This is a genomic window from Paenibacillus sp. G2S3, assembly GCF_030123105.1.
Taxonomy (GTDB): Bacteria; Bacillota; Bacilli; order Paenibacillales; family Paenibacillaceae; genus Paenibacillus_AQ.
Genome location: NZ_CP126095.1, coordinates 6,508,568 through 6,526,028, shown reverse-complemented (window position 1 = coordinate 6,526,028; position 17,461 = coordinate 6,508,568). Strand labels below are relative to the sequence as shown.

The window sequence follows — 17,461 nt, the reverse complement described above, 5'->3', positions numbered from 1 at the left end:
GAAAGGATGGATGAGATATGAAGAATTATATAACAGTCAGTAAAATAGGGATCTTGTTACTGTGTGCGGGACTCATGTCGGCTTGCAGCAATAATAATACGACAGCACAGTCTGAAACTACGTCGAGTGAGTTAACGTCGAGCCAGAGTGGAGCTGCTAGTGGAGTGCAACTGGCAAGTGCTAAGCTATCGGACTTGGTAACGTTCGATGAAGAGGACTCCACTACAGCTTGGACTGCCGACCAATCAACGGATATTTCTTTGGCTGGAACGAGTGCTGTTGTCGCTGGTGCGGGAGCTGAATCCAAGGATGGGTCAGTGACGATTACAGCAGCAGGAACCTATGTGCTTTCGGGTAAGCTCAATGATGGGCAGGTTATCGTTAATAATCAGGATGAAGGAACCGTACGGCTGGTGTTAAACGGTGTGAACATCACGGACAGCGACAGCGCTGCAATCTACATTAAAGAAGCAGGTAAAGTGATCATTACCTTGGAGGACGGGACAGAGAACTCCGTATCTGATGGAGAAACTTATGTCTATGCCGATGACACTACAGATGAGCCTAGTGCAGCTATCTTTAGTAAAGCAGACTTAACAATCAATGGCACCGGGAAGCTGTCTGTTTCGGCTAATTATAATGATGGAATTACAAGTAAGGACGATCTGAAAATTATGGGTGGCACCATTGAAGTTAAAGCTGCCGATGATGGGATTGTGGGTAAAGATCTAGTCGCTATACAGGATGGAAGTATCAGCATTAAGGCTGAAGGTGACGGAATCAAATCGACCAATGATACTGAAACGGACAAAGGCTTCATTGCTATAGCAGCTGGAACGTTCGATATTAAGGCTGGAAATGACGGAATTCAAGCGGAGACTTCACTTGTAATAGATGGTGGAACATACACCGTAGTTACCGGAGGTGGAAGTGTAAATGGTGAGGTAAAAACAGGTGAGCAAGGGGCAGGCATGGGCATGAGAGGAGACCGAGGTCAGGGAACAGGTGTCCAAGCACCAGGAACATCAGAAACACCACCGGCAGGTACAATGCCAGAAACGCCAACGCAAGAAACATCAACAACGACAACGACAACGACAACGACAACGACAACGACAGAATCGGAAACAGCAAGTACTAAAGGGCTGAAGGCTGGAGGAGATATCAGTATCAACAACGGAACATTTACGATCGACTCTGCCGATGATGCAGTACACAGCGATAGCAATGTTGCTTTAGCAGATGGAGAACTCCATATCCAATCTGGTGATGATGGGGTCCATGCGGATAGCTTGGTGGCGATATCCGGTGGGATGATTGATATCACGAAGAGTTATGAAGGCATTGAAGGAGCGAATATCGCGATATCCGGAGGCGAAACTAATGTAGTCTCTTCTGATGATGGAGTGAACGTAGCAGGAGGTAATGACGAAGCGACTGTAGGTGGCGGCCCTCAGGAGCAGGATCAGTTTAGCGAGGCTGCTGCCAATGTACTCACGATTAGTGGCGGAACGTTAACCGTGGATGCCACAGGAGACGGATTGGATTCGAACGGATCCATCGTGATGTCTGGTGGTACAGTAATTGTGAATGGACCTACCAATGGCGGTAATGGTTCACTCGACTACGATGGAAGCTTTGAACAGAGTGGTGGAACGCTAATGGCAGCGGGGAGCTCGGGCATGGCTCAAGCACCTTCTGACACCTCCAGCCAACATGCAATCAGCATGACTTTCCCTCAGACCCAGAAGGCCGGAACATTGGTTCATCTGGAGGATAGCGAAGGCAATACGATCTTAACCTTTGCTCCTTCGAAGGATTATCAATCAGTGGTGATTAGTTCACCGGAGCTGAAGGACAGCGGGTCGTATACCCTTTACTCAGGGGGCACCTCGAGCGGTAGTGAAACCAATGGATTGTATACGGATGGGGAATATACAGGAGGAACGAAAGTAGTAGCGTTCGAAATCACAAGTAATGTAACTTGGCTGAATGAATCCGGAGTAACCACCGCGAACACCAATCAAGGCCCTGGTGGTGGCGGTGGAAAGGGAAGACCATAAGCTATAAATTGCATATTAAAGGCCACTCCAGCACATTGGAGTGGCTTTTGGATTAGAGGTTAATTAGTCGCTACTAACAGGGATGAAATTCTGTTTAATCGGTTGATTAGAGGTGTTTATGATCACATTGTGTGAATTAAAAGACAAAATTTCAATCAGCTGCTCGGCCATATAGTTAGCAGTATATTTAAACCCTCCCCTTACCCATTCCATGATTAATCCAAATAGAGCATAGGCCGTATAACTGGAAAATAATTCTTTATTGATATTGTTATTCGTGTTATTAACTGCGACTAAATCTTGTTTGGTGAGCTCTTTTAGGACGTCGCAAATCTTATTTTGAAACCCCGGCAGCACATTGGAATCTACAATGATGGTATAGAAATTAGAGTAGGAGGCTACATGTTCAAAAATTTTGATGCTGGAGGTAGTAAGCTCACTAACGATAAATTTATCGGTATGAAGATAGGGCTCTTTATAGGCTTTTATTAAATCCGCCAGCACATCATCGATCAGCTCATTCAGAAGCTCTTCTTTCGTTTGATAATGCTTATAGAAGGTTCCACGGTTTAAATCGGCCAGGGTGACGATATCGGTTATCGTTATGGTACGGAAATTCTTTTTTTCCATGAGAAATATCAATGCGTTCTTTAACTCTTTCCTCGATTTGCTAGTTCTCCGATTATTTTTAAGCAACAGAAGACCACCTAACTGTCTATTTTCTATTCCTATTTGAACACAATCCTACGTTATATATATTTATGAACATTTGGTGTCTCATTTGTATATTGATAGTTAAATTGCAGAGGATTAAACTTAAGTAGAATAAATTTTAAGTGTTTTAGAGATTTTATTAAATATAAGGAAGTATAAGTTTTACGCTATACTTTATCCTTATATTTCTCGCATATACGCTTACCGTCCTTTAAGGACGCCAAAGGCGTTTTTGCTTGTATTGATACTTACATTATAGATAAACGTAAAGGAGACTTCCAACATGAAACTTCAAGACAGAGTTGCAATTGTCACAGGCGCAGCATCGGGTATGGGGAAATCTATCGCAGAGTTGTACGCTAAAGAAGGTGCAAAGGTGATTGTAGCCGATCTTAACCTCGAAGGTGCAGAACAAGTCGCAGCAGGAATCGTTAGTAATGGTGGAGTAGCTAAGGCGTTGAAAGTAAATGTTGCTCTAGTCGATGATATCAATAACATGATTGATACCGCAGTAAGTGAATATGGCACGCTAGATATACTAGTGAACAACGCGGGTATTATGGATGGATTTGAGGCTGTTGGTGATATTACAGATGAACGATGGGATCTTATCTTTGATATCAATACCAAAAGTGTAATGCGTTCCACACGTAAAGCACTACCTATCTTCCTCGAAAAAGGAAAAGGTGTTATTGTGAATACCGCTTCTACAGGTGGCGTAAGTGGTGCTCATGCTGGAGCAACTTATACTGCATCTAAACATGCTGTAGTTGGCTTGACGAAAAACACAGCTTTTATGTATGCCAACAAAGGCATTCGTTGTAATGCTATCGCACCAGGAGCAACTGCCACTAACATCAGTGCCTCTATGAAAAATATTAATGAATTCGGCATGAGCCGCACTCAATTAACACAGGCTGTAATTCCTCGGGTAGGATCACCTGAAGAAATCGCACAAGTTGCGTTATTCTTGGCTTCGGATGACTCCAGTTTTGTAAACGGAGCTATCATCGCTGCCGACGCGGGTTGGACTTCAGCATTCTAAAATTAGATAGCATAAAAACTCCGCTAGAGATTACTCTAGCGGAGTTTTTTATGCTCTTGATATTTCCAGGTTAAGCCTTCAAAATAGAGAGAATGCTAACTATAAAGGGAGTTATATGAAATGAACGATGTTAGGGCGCGTAATCACGTGAAAGTGATTGGAGAAGGAGAACGAACCATTGTTTTTGCACATGGATTTGGGTGTGACCAAAGCATGTGGCAGTTTATTACGCCTTCTTTTGAGAAAAAATATCGAATCGTTCTATTTGATTATGTAGGCTCAGGAAACTCAGATTTAAGTGCATATACAACAGAAAAATATCATACACTCCACGGCTATGTTCAGGACGTATTAGATGTCATCGAGATGTTGGAACTCAAAGATATTATTTTTATAGGCCACTCTATTAGCTCTATGATTGGAATGCTTGCTTCGATTGAGCGACCGGATTATTTTGATAAAATGATTATGATTGGTCCTTCTTCATGTTATTTAAATGACGGTGCTTATTTCGGAGGCTTCGAGAAGAGTGATATTACTGAGCTTCTGGAGATGATGGAGATGAATTTTGCTGGCTGGGCTAGCTTTATGGCGCCTCTTGCCATGAACAATCCTGACCCGATGTTAACGAAAGAGCTGGAGCGCAGCTTTATCTCGGCAGATCCTGTTATTGCAAGAGAATTTGCAGAAGTTACGTTCTTTTCAGATCATAGAGAAGATCTCCCTAAGGCTACAATCCCTACACTTATTCTGCAATGCTCGGATGACAGTATCGTACCTATAGCGGCCGGAGAATATTTACATAAATACTTGAATAATAGCACCTTCCGGTTAATGGAGGCTAAGGGTCACTACCCACATATTAGCCATCCTGAGGAGACCATCACTTTAATTAATGAATATCTTACGTAAGCTGGACCAGATTATGCTGTGTTGAAAGGATATTTAGATCATGAATGACCGATTAAGATATGCGCCTTGTGGCTATGTTTCTATCACCCATGAAGGATTAATCATTGATGTAAATCAGACGTTCTTGGACCGTATGGGGTATAAACAGGTTGATTTGGTGCACAAGCATTTTGAATCTATCATGTCTACGGCAAACAAGCTTATTTTTCATTCATACTTCTATCCTTTTATTAATCTAAATGGACAGGTGGAAGAGTTATTTATTAATTTGAAAGATAGCGAAGGGAATGCGATTCCATATTTATTGAACGGCAGACGGTTCGAGTGTGAGGGAGTAGAGATCATTGATTGTATCCTGGTACAGATGGGAAAACGCATCGATTATGAGCTGGAGCTTCGTTCTGCCAAGAAGCAGATAGAAGTAGCTTACTGGGAAAAGGATCAGGCGCTTGCGGAGCTCAAGCGAATTCATTTGGAAATTGAACAGAAGCAAGCCGAGCTGCTGGAGATGAACGCCGTTTTAGTAGAATTATCTAATACAGATAAGCTGACTGGACTGAAGAATAGAAGGTTCCTTCAAGAAAAGCTGGAAGAGCAGATCTTAAGGTATGGCCAGGATCAAGCACCATTCTCGCTGTGTATCATAGATATTGATCATTTTAAAAAAGTGAACGACACCTATGGGCATCAGACAGGTGACTATGTGCTGGAGAAAATGGCGAGAATCTTGAAACTGCAATCTCGTCAAGAGGATATTGCGGCTAGATATGGCGGCGAAGAATTCATACTTCTTTTACCTAATACAGACATCTCGGAGTCAAAGAACCTAGCCGAGAAATTACGGCAATCTATCGCGTATTCAACTTGGGAAATGGGTCAGATTACGGTGAGCATTGGTATAGCTACATTTATTCCAGCCGATTCAGAAGCCACCCTACTGCAAAAAGCTGATCAAGCGCTCTATACCTCTAAAGAACAGGGAAGAAACCGCGTCACGCATAGCATAGATTTGAATGAAAAGCTTCTTTAACAGGGGGCTTTTTTTGCTATTTATAAACGATACATCCTCTTTGCTCTAATTGCTCTAAAATGTCTGTTCCCTTCAAGCTGTGATTCCATCTTAGATCCAGTTTCTCTAATCGTTCAAGCTGTAAAAGGGAATTCGGAATTTCTTGCAGGTTATTATCTCTTAAATCAAGCTCAACAAGGCTGCTTAATTGACCTATTTCCTCAGGGAGTTTATTCAGTTTATTTTTTCTAAGGTTCAGTCTTCTTAACTTGCTTAAATTACCGATAGATGAAGGCAGCGCAGTGATTCGATTATCACTCACGTCGAGTATCCGCAGTTCTTCTAAAGCACCCAAATGCTCTGGCAATACGACCAGTTGATTACCATAAAGATGAATCTCTCTTAACCCTATTATTTGTGTAATCGAATCAGGTAGACGTTCTAGCTGATTATAATATAGCCGCAATTCAATCAGACTGCTCATTTCCCCTATACGGGCAGGCAATTGCTTGAGATGATTATCTGTTACGTTCAGATACTTGAGCTTCTGGAGATTACAGAGCTGCTCCGGCAGCTGTTCGAACTGATTATTGCTTAGGTATAGAAAAGAATCTAACCCCTGCAATCCGCCAATGCTCTCCGGCAACAACTTCAGCCGATTATGGCCTAAATCCAGCATTCTTAGGTGAACTAAGCGACCGATGTTCTCGGATAACCGTTCGATTTCATTGCCCGCATAATTAAGTACCTCTAATTCGTCATGAAGGAAGAGCTGATCGGGAATCTCTTTAATATGGTTGTTGTACATGCTCAGTTCTAGTAGCGGATTGCTCTCAAACACGACATCTGGCGTTTCAATAAGTCCTTTTCCGTCAAAATTATATTTCATGAATGGATCTCCTTTGTAATTCGTATTGGCATCAAGCCTATGTGACAACGTTACGATAGAATATAACAGGATGATGATTTATTATCAGTATGTTGGCATACAAAACTGTGGAGTGTTTTAGAAAGGAATAACGAGATGGAAGCTTCTTTTTGGACTGGCATTCGCTTTTTTCAGGGTTTACCCTCGGAGGAGATCAAGGCGGTCTCAAGATTATTCACTTATAAGGCATATTCCAAGGGGACCCTGGTGTTTGCAGAATCAGATCCGGGGGATCATGCCTACATTATCTATTCGGGGATCATAAGGGTGTACGCTACCACGAAAGGGAAAGAGCATACCGTAGATCTTTTTGGAAAAGGCGATTTCTTTGGCGATCTGGAAGTGATCCATCCCTCCAATATAAGAGTGCTGTCTGCGGTGGCTATGAATGATACTGTATTATTTGAGATTAAACGTGAGCCTTTTGAGCAGATGCTTGCCGATTACCCATTGATTAAGGAGCAATTGATGCTGCTGCAAATGGACCGTTTATTTTTATCGAATCGGTTATTACATGAAATGAAATTTCATGATGCGAGAGCGCGTGCGATATTTACGCTGAGAAGACTATACCAAAGATTTGGAGTAGAGGAGCAAGGCAAACAGAGGATTGATCTTCGATTGACCCATCAGCAGTTCGCGGATATGATCGGAACGTTAAGGGAGACGGCTACCCTTGTGCTTAAAGATCTGCAAGCGCAAAAGATTATTGATATTCAACATCAGCAGATCACCGTGTTAGACCCGACGTATTTACTGGAGTATACGGATTTCGATTGAGAAGAGCAGTTCCGGGATCTTTTTCATAGAATCGATTATTAAAGGGGTTATGAATGTGGCATGTAATCATTGTGTAGTAAGAGAGCTGAATTTTGAAATCAAGGCTCATGGTGAGCTTAATCTAAGGATTTTACCTGAGGTTATTCATCATTTGAGTAGAAGTAATACGATACATAAGGTAGAAGAAAATGTGATTACGATTAAGGAGTCTGGAGCGCGGGATTTTCTAGATTTCTGTATTGACCATATGGAGTCGGAGCAGATTGAATTCCGTATAGATGACCAAACATGGAGACCTCTATCCGAATTATCCACTGTGCTTGATATGGAGTGGATTGATGAGGTTATAACTAAGGGCTTAGTTACTTGTCACTTCCAACCGATTGTGAACGTACGGGAGGAGATTTTTGCATACGAGCTCCTATCCAGATTTAAAAAAGAAGATGGGTCCCTTATCTATCCTAATGAGATTTTTGCGGCGGCACGAAATCGTGGACGTTTATATGCTTTAGATCGGTTATGTAGAATGACTGCTGTAAAATATGCTGCACCCTTAAATAAAAAAACGTTTATTAATTTTATCCCAACGTCGATTTACGCTCCAGAGTTTTGCTTACGATCAACGGTTGAATTGGCCAATCAATTAGGCGTCGATCCCTCTCTTTTTGTCTTTGAAGTTGTTGAGACGGAGAAAGTCGATGATCTCGCTCATTTGAAATCGATTTTGACATATTACAAGGATCGGGGATTTGAATACGCTTTAGATGATGTTGGCGAAGGCTTCAGCACGATCGAGATGTTATTGGAGCTTAAACCCCATTACATGAAGCTGGATATGAAATATGTTCAGGGTGTGTCCAGCGATCCGAACAAACAGAAAATAGCTAAACAATTTTTAGAAAAGGCTTTAGAGATCCAATCTGTTCCCTTAGCAGAAGGTGTGGAGTTTAGAGAGGATTTTGAATGGCTTAAGCAGAGTGGTTATCAGTTGTTTCAGGGATATTTATTTGGAAAGCCTGACCCTATTCCCAAACAGTGATCCTAATGAGTATATCTCCGTCTAGAGGATGAGATGATTTCAGGTCAGAGTCTGATTACAGGTGAACCCCAGGGCTGTACAATTTAGGTAATTGAGAAGGGGGACGGGATGGATATGAATTGGCATAAATACATCACACGCTGGGCGGATTCGAGAGGGTTAGATGGGCGAGAAATTGATTATCAGTGGCCGTCTCCTTCATTTCCAGTCGTAAGCATTCGTAGCAATTTAGGTCGATACTCTGGTCAGGGGTTTGGTCACGGAAGCAAACCACAAGTGAAGACGGCCGTTGGATTAATTGCCATTGGAGATATAGCTGTTGGCCTGATATCCATAGGTGCGGTAAGCGTCGGTGTTCTGTCTGTGGGTGCAATATCACTGGGGATGTGGTTAGCCATCGGGGCAATAGCACTTAGCTGGCTTGGCTTCGCCGTGGGAGCAATTGCGATTGCAGGAGTGGCTGTAGGAGCGATCGCAATAGCCGAAAAAGCGTTGGGAGCTGTCGCCATAGGTGATACGGCATTTGGGGCGGTAGCCATAGGACGGATTGCTGGGGGAGCAGTAGCTATTGGCCAATGGGCATATGGTCTAATCGCAGTTGGCGAGCATGGCTTCGGGTTAATTCCCATCACGGGCGATGTGTGGAATTGGTTCCGGCGTTTGTTTGGATCGGGAGATTAAAAGGCTAACCAGTCCAAAAGTATCACTCGTAGTCTGGGATAGTTAATAAATAATATCTATCACGATAGAAAAATTAATTGCAATTACCTATTCGGATTTCATACCAATTAATCATGCGATCAGATGTGGCGTTATGTTACTCTTTGTAATGTATTCGAAACTTCATAGGCAAACCTATGGAAATGTAGGGACGCAAAGCTATAGGGACTAAGGTTATCATAACTATTGTCAGCCAGCTGCCAAAGAGTGTGTAACGCTTTTTGTTAAAATATAAGAAAGGTTAAGTTATGCACCTATACTTAATCTCTTATATTTCTCGCTTAAACCCTTATCGTCCTTATAAGGACGCCGAAGGCGTTTATGCTTGTTAAGGTTTAATAAAAATTAAGTCTTAATTTTTAGGCGACTTTATACGCAATCAAGCTACTCTTTTGGGGTAGTTTTTTTTGTGCCCATTTTAGGCTTGGAAGAGATTCATAATACATCTGGGGGGTAGAAAAGATGAAAAAAATGATTGCGATCGCTACATCGGCAGCCATGTTAGCCAGTTTTTCGAGTGAGGCAGGTTATGCTTTAGCAAGTGATGTAAGCAAGGTAAGTGTAGTGAAGACTGTAGTACAAAGCAAGGCTGAGCTATTAAGCAATGCGTCAGTTATTCCGTTTGATCTGTACGGCAAGGCTATCCTAAGCGCTTATAATGATGTTTTTAGAATGAATCCTGCGAATATTAAGTCCATCACAAATAACGGTGGCAACTACTCAGGTTCACCTATAGCTAAGGCTATTGATGGCGATATGAGTACGCATTGGGAAACGGGCAAACCGAACAGTTCAACGTTCACGAATGAGGTTGTCTTTGTTTTCAATGAGTCCACTGAATTAAATAGAATCGTATACGCTGCAAGACAATCCAGTGCAAAGGGGAAGGGGTTTGCTCAGGAATTTGATATTTATGGCTCAACTACGGATGCAGGAGATTATACGCTAGTATCCTCTGGAGAATATAAAGGCGGAGCAGGTGACGTTGTAGAGATTCAGTTTGCACCCACAGCCTTCAAGAGACTTAAATTTGTCTTCAAAAAAGCTAACCAAGATTGGGCGAGTGCGGCTGAATTTTCTTTTTATAAAGAGGATACCGTATCCGCTAAGATGAAAAGCTTGTTTACAGATGGAACGATGAGTGCGGTTGTTCCTGCTTATAATAGCGTCGAAGCGATCAATCAATTAGAAGAAGCGGCAAAAGTACATCCGCTCTATCCCATCCTTAAAGATTCTTTGGATTTGGCTAAGAAGCTAGTGAATGGAGAGGTTCAAACCGAAGGCACCATTATTGAGGCCGAACAACGTGGTGATATGAAAAAGCATGCGCAAGAAAACCTGAGAATTGGTTTCGGTACGAACAACCAGCCTACGGGGCTCGTTGCAATGCCTGGAGATACGATCAATGTGTATGTAGATGCTGCTTCGAGCGATAAATTGCCTTCTTTAGTATTTTCCCAACAAGAGGCGGCTTGGAACGTTTGGGCTAGCAGCGTGAAATTGCGTCCAGGTAAAAACACAATAACCGTTCCTGAATTTGCGACGAATAGTTATTATGCACATGAAGTGACTAAGGGCGGTACAGTGTATATCGTCAATCCCTATACAGCTGAGGAACAAGGGAAGGCACCACTGATCCGATTCGAAGGGTTCACAAAGATCCCTATGATGACCAAGACCATGGATCCTGAACAATTTAAAGCCTTCCTAACCACCTACAAGCAAAAATTAGATGAAGATAAAGCTGCGCATCCGAATGTTCAAGATCGCAAGCTCATCGATGTGGTGGAAATGGTCAGCGAGCATGTTATTTTCACAGGAACTGCGACAGAAGCTTATAACAAGTTTATTACAGAAGGAAATGATCCGCTGGGCACCGTAACCGGCTATGATACTTGGATGAAGACGATCTTTGACTTCTATGGCTTGGATGGCAGTAGTGTGATTCATGATGCCAAGCTAATTCGTGAGAATATTCGATTGATGCAGCCTTATGGTGCGATGTATGCAGCGGGAGATCATACAGGGATCCAACTTGGAACCGTGGGGACAATGTTAGGTGATTTTAACAAAGTCTATCCAGGCTGGGGATTGAATCATGAAATTGGGCATCGCTTGGCTATGGGTGAACGAGAATATGGCGAAGTAACCAATAATATGGTGTCTATGCTGATGTCAGTCCATGCGGACTCGATGGATACTCGTATTCCTTTTGAAAGTGATATTTATAAATATGTGATCCAAGAAAATAAAGTGGTTATGAATCAGCAGGGCTTATTTGCTCAGCTGGGAGCCTATTGGCAGTTGGAGTTGGCGCATCCGGGATACTGGACAGAATTGACAAGGATGTACCGCGAGCGGAAGGTCTCCCTTCCGAACGGTGACAATTCCAAGCAGCAGTATTTGGTGGAGTTCTCCTCTGAAGTGCTGGGGTTAGACTTAAGTAGCTATTTTGCCAGACATGGCTTCACTGTGAATCCTGAAACGAAAGAGAAATTAGCTAAATACCCAGCACCGAAAAAGCTATGGTATTTAAACAATTCAGTGGTTCATTATGAGGGAACAGGAATAGCAGATAAGAATGTTGCGATTAAGGTTAATATCACGCCTAACGCTACTGCTAAATCAAACACCTTAAGCTTCAGTATGAATAAGGATCTTAAGAAAGATTTCTTAGGATATGAAGTGTATAGAGACGATAAGTTAGTAGGGTTTACAGGCACTGATCAGTTCGTGGACAAGAGTGTAGACAGCAGCATCAATTATACGTACAAGATTGTTGGCTATGATAAGAAGCTGAACCCACTGAAGCCAGTACAGGTTAAAGCCTTTAAGCCAGCGCTGTCTGTTGAAGATCAAATTACGTTAAAGCTAAATCAACCCTTTGATCCGATGAACTATGTAAAAGCGACTAACTATCAAGGGAATGATATTACTGCTAATGTCACCCTGAAAGCGAATACCGTCGATGTAACGCAAAAAGGTGACTACGAAGTGGTATATGAAGTGAAGAACGAAGGGGTTACAGAAACCAAGACCACACAGGTTACGGTAACGAGTGACTATGCTTATCTTTCGGATCTTAATGCCAAGTCAGTCGTTGTTGGCTGGGGTGAATTAAAGAAAGACAAAGCCGTCTCTGGTGGAGTCATAACCCTTGTTCGACAAGGGTTAGCTGCGACCTATACCAAGGGAATCGGTGTACATGCGAACTCTGAGGTTGTTTATGATATTGAGGGTAAAGGTTATGATTTCTTTGAAAGCTACATCGGAATTGATCAAGCGATGAAAGGAAAACCATCCTCTGCAACCTTTGAAGTGTATATAGATGGAGAGAAGAAATTCTCGAGTGATGTTTTCCAGGCAGGTACAGAGCATGAATTTGTAAAAATACCAGTGACTGACGCGCGCGAAGTAAAGCTGGTTACCACAGATGCTACAGATGGCAATGCTTCAGACCATACGGTATGGGCGGATGCAAAGTTTACGAATACTTCAAGCAAGCCGACCATCACAGTGCCGGAAGAGACAACCTTCGTGAAATTGAACAGTGAATTTGATGTTTTGACCGATGTTACTGCCGTTGATACGGAAGATGGTAATTTGATTGAAGCGGTTGAAGTAAAAAAGAACGGGTTCACTTCAAGTAAAACAGGCACTTACAACGTAGAACTGTCAGTTACAGATCGTGATGGCAATACAGCGGTACAGACCAGAACGATCGTTGTATACAGCGCTAGTAAATATCTGAGTGATATAGCTTGGCAGTCGGCAAGAACGGATTACAATGTTGTTCGTAAGGATAAGGCAAGCTCTAACAATCCGATTAAACTACTTGTAAATGGCGTAACCAAAGAGTTCGCTAAGGGTTTAGGAACGCATGCTAACTCCGAGATCGTGTATAATCTGGCGGGTGCTAATTTCGAATATTTTGAAACATATGTAGGGGTTGATAGAAATATCCCAGAGCAAAACAACTCCAGTGTGATCTTCAAAATTTTCGCCGATGGGGTAGAAGTGTATAATAGCGGACTGATGAAATTTGGCACGGAAGCTAAACTAGCTCAAATCCCTGTGAAGGGTGTAAGTGAACTGAAATTGGTGTTAGATAATGCAGGCAACGGAAATGCTTCAGATCACGGCGATTTCGCGGATGCAAAGTTTATGATTCTGAACAGTACACCAGAGCTTACCATAGCTAAATCAGTATCTACCAAAGTGGGCCAAGCGATTGATATTAATGAAAGTTATTCGGCTATAGATTCGGAAGATGGTGACCTGACGGCTCAAGTGAAGGTCTCAGGACAAGATCAAGTTAAATTCAATAGAGCTGGAAAGTATCCGATCACTTATACTGTAACCGATAGTGATGGAAATACGACCACGAAGACTAGAACCATTGCCGTAGTAGACATGACGGACTTTACGTATCTGACGGACTACGACTGGAATTCTACTCAGAACAGCTATACTGCGCCTTTGAAGGACAAATCTATTAGTGCTAATACGCTGAGATTAACCGATGAGAGCAATCAAGTAGTGTCCTACGAAAGAGGGATTGGAGCGCACTCCAACTCGACGATTGTATACGATCTAAGCGATAAGAACGCGGACTACTTCACTTCCTATGTGGGTGTAGATCGACAAATGTATGGTACGGTCGGTTCGGTGAGCTTTGAAGTGTTTGTGGATGGAGAGAAGAAATTCGATAGTGGCGTTATGGGCTCCAGAGATCCGCAGAAATTCATCGAATTGGGTATTAACGGAGCAAAAGAGCTGAAACTAGTCGTTACAGACGGCGGAAATGGCAACGGATCTGACCATGCTACTTGGGGAGGAACTAAACTACATTTCGCGAATGGAGATCACCTATTCACTGGAGATCTGGAACAAGCCATTGCAGCGGCGAAAGCAATTTCTCTAGAAGGCTTCACACCTGAGAGTATTGCGGCATTTACGGCCAGCCTCTCGGGTGCAGAAGCAGCATTGGCTAATCCTTCTGTCACACAAAGTGAAGTAGATGCAGTCGTGGCAGCGTTACAACAAGCAATAGAGGGTCTGACCGAAATAGATCTTACGCAAGTCATTACTATTGTAGACCGGTATTTAAGTGCTTCGATCAAGACCACTTTAGGTGTAACTGGAGAATTAACATTAGGTGATATGTATAACCTTACAATGTTAACGAGTGAGACCGGAAGAGCTAGATCCTTGGAAGGGCTACAGTACGCCAAGAACCTAGAGACACTTGATATTACTGGAAATGAAATTACAGATTTCTCCCCATTACAAGGGTTAACTAAACTAACAAGCTTATTGGCTGACCCTCAAGTGGTAGAGGTAGGACAATTAAAGGGACCTGTGGTTGAATTGACCAATCCGGTGAAAGGGCTCGATGGTAGTAAAGTGATCCCTAATTCAGCTGGGGTCAGAAACACTAGAACATCTAAAGAAATCATGTTTGATATGAATGAATGGGCAGCTAATCCGGATGTATTCACCATAGATCTATCGAACGAGGAGAAGGGAACTTACATGCTGGGGTTAACTTACCAAGTTGCAGGTAATCTCGTGCAATTGATTTCTTTTATTGATAACAATTAAATCCCATAGGCAAAAGAAAACAGGCGAATTATGGTGTGTTCAACCATGATTCGCCTGTTTTTATTTAGTAGCTGTCTGGGTCGGCGTTAAGCGCTTTTGGCTCCGTTGCTCTGCAAGCAGACGGTTCATCCATTGCTGAATGCTTCTGCTCTGCTGTGTTGCCAGAGTAGGGTGAGCAAGGTTGTAAGTCTCCAATGGGTCTTCGGTTAAGTTATAGAGCTCAAATTCCTCAGGTACGGGTTCTGTTTTGACCCTTGTGGTAAATTCACCGGTTGATCCTTCCACAGGCTGAAGCGTGACATCCTGTACCCCGGGTTGGCTCCAAAATTGAGGGTTATCGAAATATCTCGAGAACTTCCACAGCTCTTTCCGACCGTTTCTATGAATATACGTTAGAACCGTCTCAATGTGGTTCGGCTGAACGACGGAAGAATACGGTTGTCCCAAGGGATTGGTTTGATGCTGGCCGCGTGTAACATCATCGTCGGTCATGAAATATACGGGCGTATCAGCGATTGCGGATGGGCTGTGTCCAAGGATCTGAGGTGCAAGGTTGCGGCCCACAAAGGGGCGGGCATCACTGAACCTATTTTGCATACGGCTCTGAATGTCTGTGATGTTCACATTTGCAAGCCCCAGCATAGTAGGAATTAGATCTACATGGCTTGTTAGGGCATGAATATTCTGAGACTGGGGAAACAAGTGTATATTATGGATGAGAAATGGGACATGCAAAAATTCCTCGTAAGCAGAGTACCATTTTTGATGAAGATCGCCATGAGCTCCTAATAAATCTCCATGATCGGAGGTAAAGATGACGATGGTATTGTCATAGAAAGAAGAACGAGTAAGAGCCTCAAACACCTTTAGCATTTGCTGGTCAGCATTTTTTTGCAGCTGGTAATACAGTTGGCGATAAAAAGGTTGGTCAATAATAGGCTGCAAAGCCTTTGGATAGAGGTCCCGGTAGCTGGCTTGGCAACGCGGCTTGGTAGCTAACGATTCGTTTTGCGTCGGAGAGGGAGCAACTGCAGGCATAGGCTCGACCTCAAACCTAAAATTAGGTAAATGTGCAGTGAGGGCTCCGTATAGAACAATATCATGTGGATTTACAAGGGAAGAGACGAGCAGCCAGGGTGGAGTATTTTTGTTCTGGTTTTTTTGGCGATCCAGCGCTTGAATGAGTTGCACGGTTTCTGCTCCGTAGACCTTGTCGCGTCCACTTAATCCGATAGCAGCAGAGGAAGCGGAGTTTCGCGGGTTTTTTCCAATCGGATCAGGACCCACCCAACCAGAGAAACCAAAGTTGTCTAAGCGATTCGCTCGTAAATATATCTCTTCAAGATGTCTGTCAGGGACGCCTGTCACCGAATGATAGCTGGGCAAGCTGTCGTGGGTCCCGGGAATGATAATATCCTCATTGGAGATATGCCACTTCCCTTTATAGTGGGTCTGGTAACCGGCTTCCCGGAAGTAGTCACCCATTGTAGGTACAGTGTTCCTATCCAGCCAAAACATATTGGAATCAAAGGATTCTTTGGCAATTCCTACGGTCTGACTGACACCATGGAGCGATGGATAGTGACCTGTAAACAGCGTTGCCCGGCTGGGGCAGCAGGCGGTAGTTCCAATGTAGTGTCTGTGGAACTCAAGGCTATGGGATTTTAATAATTGCTGTGTGACTAGATTCTGTCGTCGCCATTCTCTAATTTCGGGGTTTTCATAAATGGGGGCATATCGCTCCTCATCTACGAGAAGTACAAGAAAATTGGGTCTCTCTAAATAGCGTGATGATTCTGCAGCACTGCTCACGGGCATACACATCCTTGGTTAATTAGGTTGCCTTAGATTATGTGGGAATCTGGAGAAACAGTAGCACTCTAATGAAAATCCTTTTTCATGCTTATATTATAAAATTATCCATTTTGTAATATGACAGAAGTGATGACAACGCTCACTATAACCGCATAGGTCTTTTAATTATAATGAATCAGATGGCCCAACTCTTCCAGCCCATTCAATCAAATACACTAGAGGTGATGCAGATGTTAGGAATTGGATTGATCATCGTGGTTATAATCGGAGTTTATTTAATGGCTGCTTACACTCGATTGGTCAGCATGCGTAATCGTGTGAAGGAATCTTTTGCTACCATAGAAGTTTATTTACAAAATCGGTTTGAGGCATTAACAGAAGTTGCGAAGATGGTTATTTCTTATGCCACACATGAACAAGAAACGTTGGCGATAGTACATAGAATGCGTGAGGGTTTAAGAGATCATCATTTTCCGGTTGAGAAGCTGACTAGATATGTGGAGATGGAAAAGTATCTTCATTCGATCAATATTCAGGCAGACTATTATCCAGAGCTTAAGGCGAGCGATCGGTATATCAAATTGCAACAAAGTATCAATATCTTAGAGGAAAATCTATCTGCTAGTAGACGTTTCTATAATGAAAATGTGACAAGCTATAATACGATGATAAGTACGTTTCCTAATCTTTTACTTGCAGGGGCTGTTGGATTTAAGTCAGAAATCTTGCTCAAGATGGAGGGCGCTAAACGGGCAGATGTTCATTGGACGGTATCCTAAGAGGATTTACTTCAGAGAATGAAAGAATGCATGAATTTTAGAGGGAGATGTTT

12 protein-coding genes and 1 riboswitch are annotated in these 17,461 nt (G+C 42.8%); of the genes, 9 read left to right on the top strand and 3 right to left on the bottom strand.

Annotation, left to right across the window (positions count from 1 at the left end):
* Positions 1 to 17: 17 nt before the first annotated feature.
* The gene (locus QNH28_RS28835) at positions 18 to 2,063 is read left to right on the top strand and encodes a carbohydrate-binding domain-containing protein (protein WP_283909542.1); all 2,046 of its coding nucleotides are present in this window, start codon (positions 18 to 20) and stop codon (positions 2,061 to 2,063) included.
* A gap of 63 nt (positions 2,064 to 2,126) precedes the next feature.
* Here QNH28_RS28835 and QNH28_RS28830 read toward each other — a convergent pair whose 3' ends face one another.
* Entirely contained in the window at positions 2,127 to 2,693 is a 567-nt protein-coding gene (locus QNH28_RS28830) for a TetR/AcrR family transcriptional regulator (protein ID WP_283909541.1), read from the bottom strand.
* Between the two features lie 367 nt (positions 2,694 to 3,060).
* Between QNH28_RS28830 and QNH28_RS28825 the strand changes: the two genes are divergently transcribed.
* From QNH28_RS28825 to QNH28_RS28815, 3 genes are all read left to right on the top strand, one after another.
* Positions 3,061 to 3,822, top strand: coding sequence for an SDR family oxidoreductase (locus tag QNH28_RS28825; RefSeq protein ID WP_283909540.1), 762 nt, complete (start codon positions 3,061 to 3,063; stop codon positions 3,820 to 3,822).
* Positions 3,823 to 3,942: 120 nt separating this feature from the next.
* Positions 3,943 to 4,734 (top strand): alpha/beta fold hydrolase, encoded by a 792-nt coding sequence (locus tag QNH28_RS28820; RefSeq protein ID WP_283909539.1) that lies wholly within the window; start codon positions 3,943 to 3,945, stop codon positions 4,732 to 4,734.
* A gap of 40 nt (positions 4,735 to 4,774) precedes the next feature.
* Positions 4,775 to 5,764, top strand: a complete 990-nt coding sequence (locus QNH28_RS28815; RefSeq protein ID WP_283909538.1) for a sensor domain-containing diguanylate cyclase — start codon at positions 4,775 to 4,777, stop codon at positions 5,762 to 5,764.
* 16 nt (positions 5,765 to 5,780) lie between these two features.
* Here the strand turns inward: QNH28_RS28815 and QNH28_RS28810 are convergent, their stop codons facing one another.
* Complete coding sequence (locus QNH28_RS28810) at positions 5,781 to 6,632, bottom strand: leucine-rich repeat domain-containing protein (RefSeq protein WP_283909537.1); 852 nt, start codon at positions 6,630 to 6,632, stop codon at positions 5,781 to 5,783.
* A 135-nt stretch (positions 6,633 to 6,767) separates the two neighbouring features.
* Here QNH28_RS28810 and QNH28_RS28805 point away from each other — a divergent pair, with 135 nt between their 5' ends.
* From QNH28_RS28805 to QNH28_RS28790, 4 genes are all read left to right on the top strand, one after another.
* Entirely contained in the window at positions 6,768 to 7,451 is a 684-nt protein-coding gene (locus QNH28_RS28805) for a Crp/Fnr family transcriptional regulator (RefSeq protein WP_283909536.1), read from the top strand.
* A 55-nt stretch (positions 7,452 to 7,506) separates the two neighbouring features.
* Positions 7,507 to 8,490, top strand: a complete 984-nt coding sequence (locus QNH28_RS28800; RefSeq protein WP_283909535.1) for an EAL domain-containing protein — start codon at positions 7,507 to 7,509, stop codon at positions 8,488 to 8,490.
* A 114-nt stretch (positions 8,491 to 8,604) separates the two neighbouring features.
* Positions 8,605 to 9,171 carry a hypothetical protein gene (locus QNH28_RS28795; protein WP_283909534.1) on the top strand — a complete coding sequence of 189 codons (567 nt, stop codon included), beginning with the start codon at positions 8,605 to 8,607 and terminating at the stop codon, positions 9,169 to 9,171.
* A 157-nt stretch (positions 9,172 to 9,328) separates the two neighbouring features.
* Positions 9,329 to 9,415: riboswitch (cyclic di-GMP riboswitch) on the top strand.
* A gap of 257 nt (positions 9,416 to 9,672) precedes the next feature.
* Positions 9,673 to 14,814 (top strand): NPCBM/NEW2 domain-containing protein, encoded by a 5,142-nt coding sequence (locus tag QNH28_RS28790; RefSeq protein ID WP_283909533.1) that lies wholly within the window; start codon positions 9,673 to 9,675, stop codon positions 14,812 to 14,814.
* A 60-nt stretch (positions 14,815 to 14,874) separates the two neighbouring features.
* On the opposite strand, the gene QNH28_RS28785 is transcribed toward QNH28_RS28790, so the two are convergent.
* Positions 14,875 to 16,626 (bottom strand): sulfatase family protein, encoded by a 1,752-nt coding sequence (locus QNH28_RS28785; protein WP_283909532.1) that lies wholly within the window; start codon positions 16,624 to 16,626, stop codon positions 14,875 to 14,877.
* Between the two features lie 173 nt (positions 16,627 to 16,799).
* Between QNH28_RS28785 and QNH28_RS28780 the strand changes: the two genes are divergently transcribed.
* Positions 16,800 to 17,408 carry a LemA family protein gene (locus tag QNH28_RS28780; RefSeq protein WP_283909531.1) on the top strand — a complete coding sequence of 203 codons (609 nt, stop codon included), beginning with the start codon at positions 16,800 to 16,802 and terminating at the stop codon, positions 17,406 to 17,408.
* Positions 17,409 to 17,461 lie beyond the last annotated feature (53 nt).

Excerpts from the sequence above, each read along its gene's own strand:
- QNH28_RS28835 (WP_283909542.1), top strand. The coding sequence starts at position 18 with ATGAAGAATTATATAACAGTCAGTAAAATAGGGATCTTGTTACTGTGT.
- QNH28_RS28830 (WP_283909541.1), bottom strand. The coding sequence starts at position 2,693 with ATGGAAAAAAAGAATTTCCGTACCATAACGATAACCGATATCGTCACC.
- QNH28_RS28825 (WP_283909540.1), top strand. The coding sequence starts at position 3,061 with ATGAAACTTCAAGACAGAGTTGCAATTGTCACAGGCGCAGCATCGGGT.
- QNH28_RS28820 (WP_283909539.1), top strand. The coding sequence starts at position 3,943 with ATGAACGATGTTAGGGCGCGTAATCACGTGAAAGTGATTGGAGAAGGA.
- QNH28_RS28815 (WP_283909538.1), top strand. The coding sequence starts at position 4,775 with ATGAATGACCGATTAAGATATGCGCCTTGTGGCTATGTTTCTATCACC.
- QNH28_RS28810 (WP_283909537.1), bottom strand. The coding sequence starts at position 6,632 with ATGAAATATAATTTTGACGGAAAAGGACTTATTGAAACGCCAGATGTC.
- QNH28_RS28805 (WP_283909536.1), top strand. The coding sequence starts at position 6,768 with ATGGAAGCTTCTTTTTGGACTGGCATTCGCTTTTTTCAGGGTTTACCC.
- QNH28_RS28795 (WP_283909534.1), top strand. The coding sequence starts at position 8,605 with ATGAATTGGCATAAATACATCACACGCTGGGCGGATTCGAGAGGGTTA.
- QNH28_RS28790 (WP_283909533.1), top strand. The coding sequence starts at position 9,673 with ATGAAAAAAATGATTGCGATCGCTACATCGGCAGCCATGTTAGCCAGT.
- QNH28_RS28780 (WP_283909531.1), top strand. The coding sequence starts at position 16,800 with ATGAATCAGATGGCCCAACTCTTCCAGCCCATTCAATCAAATACACTA.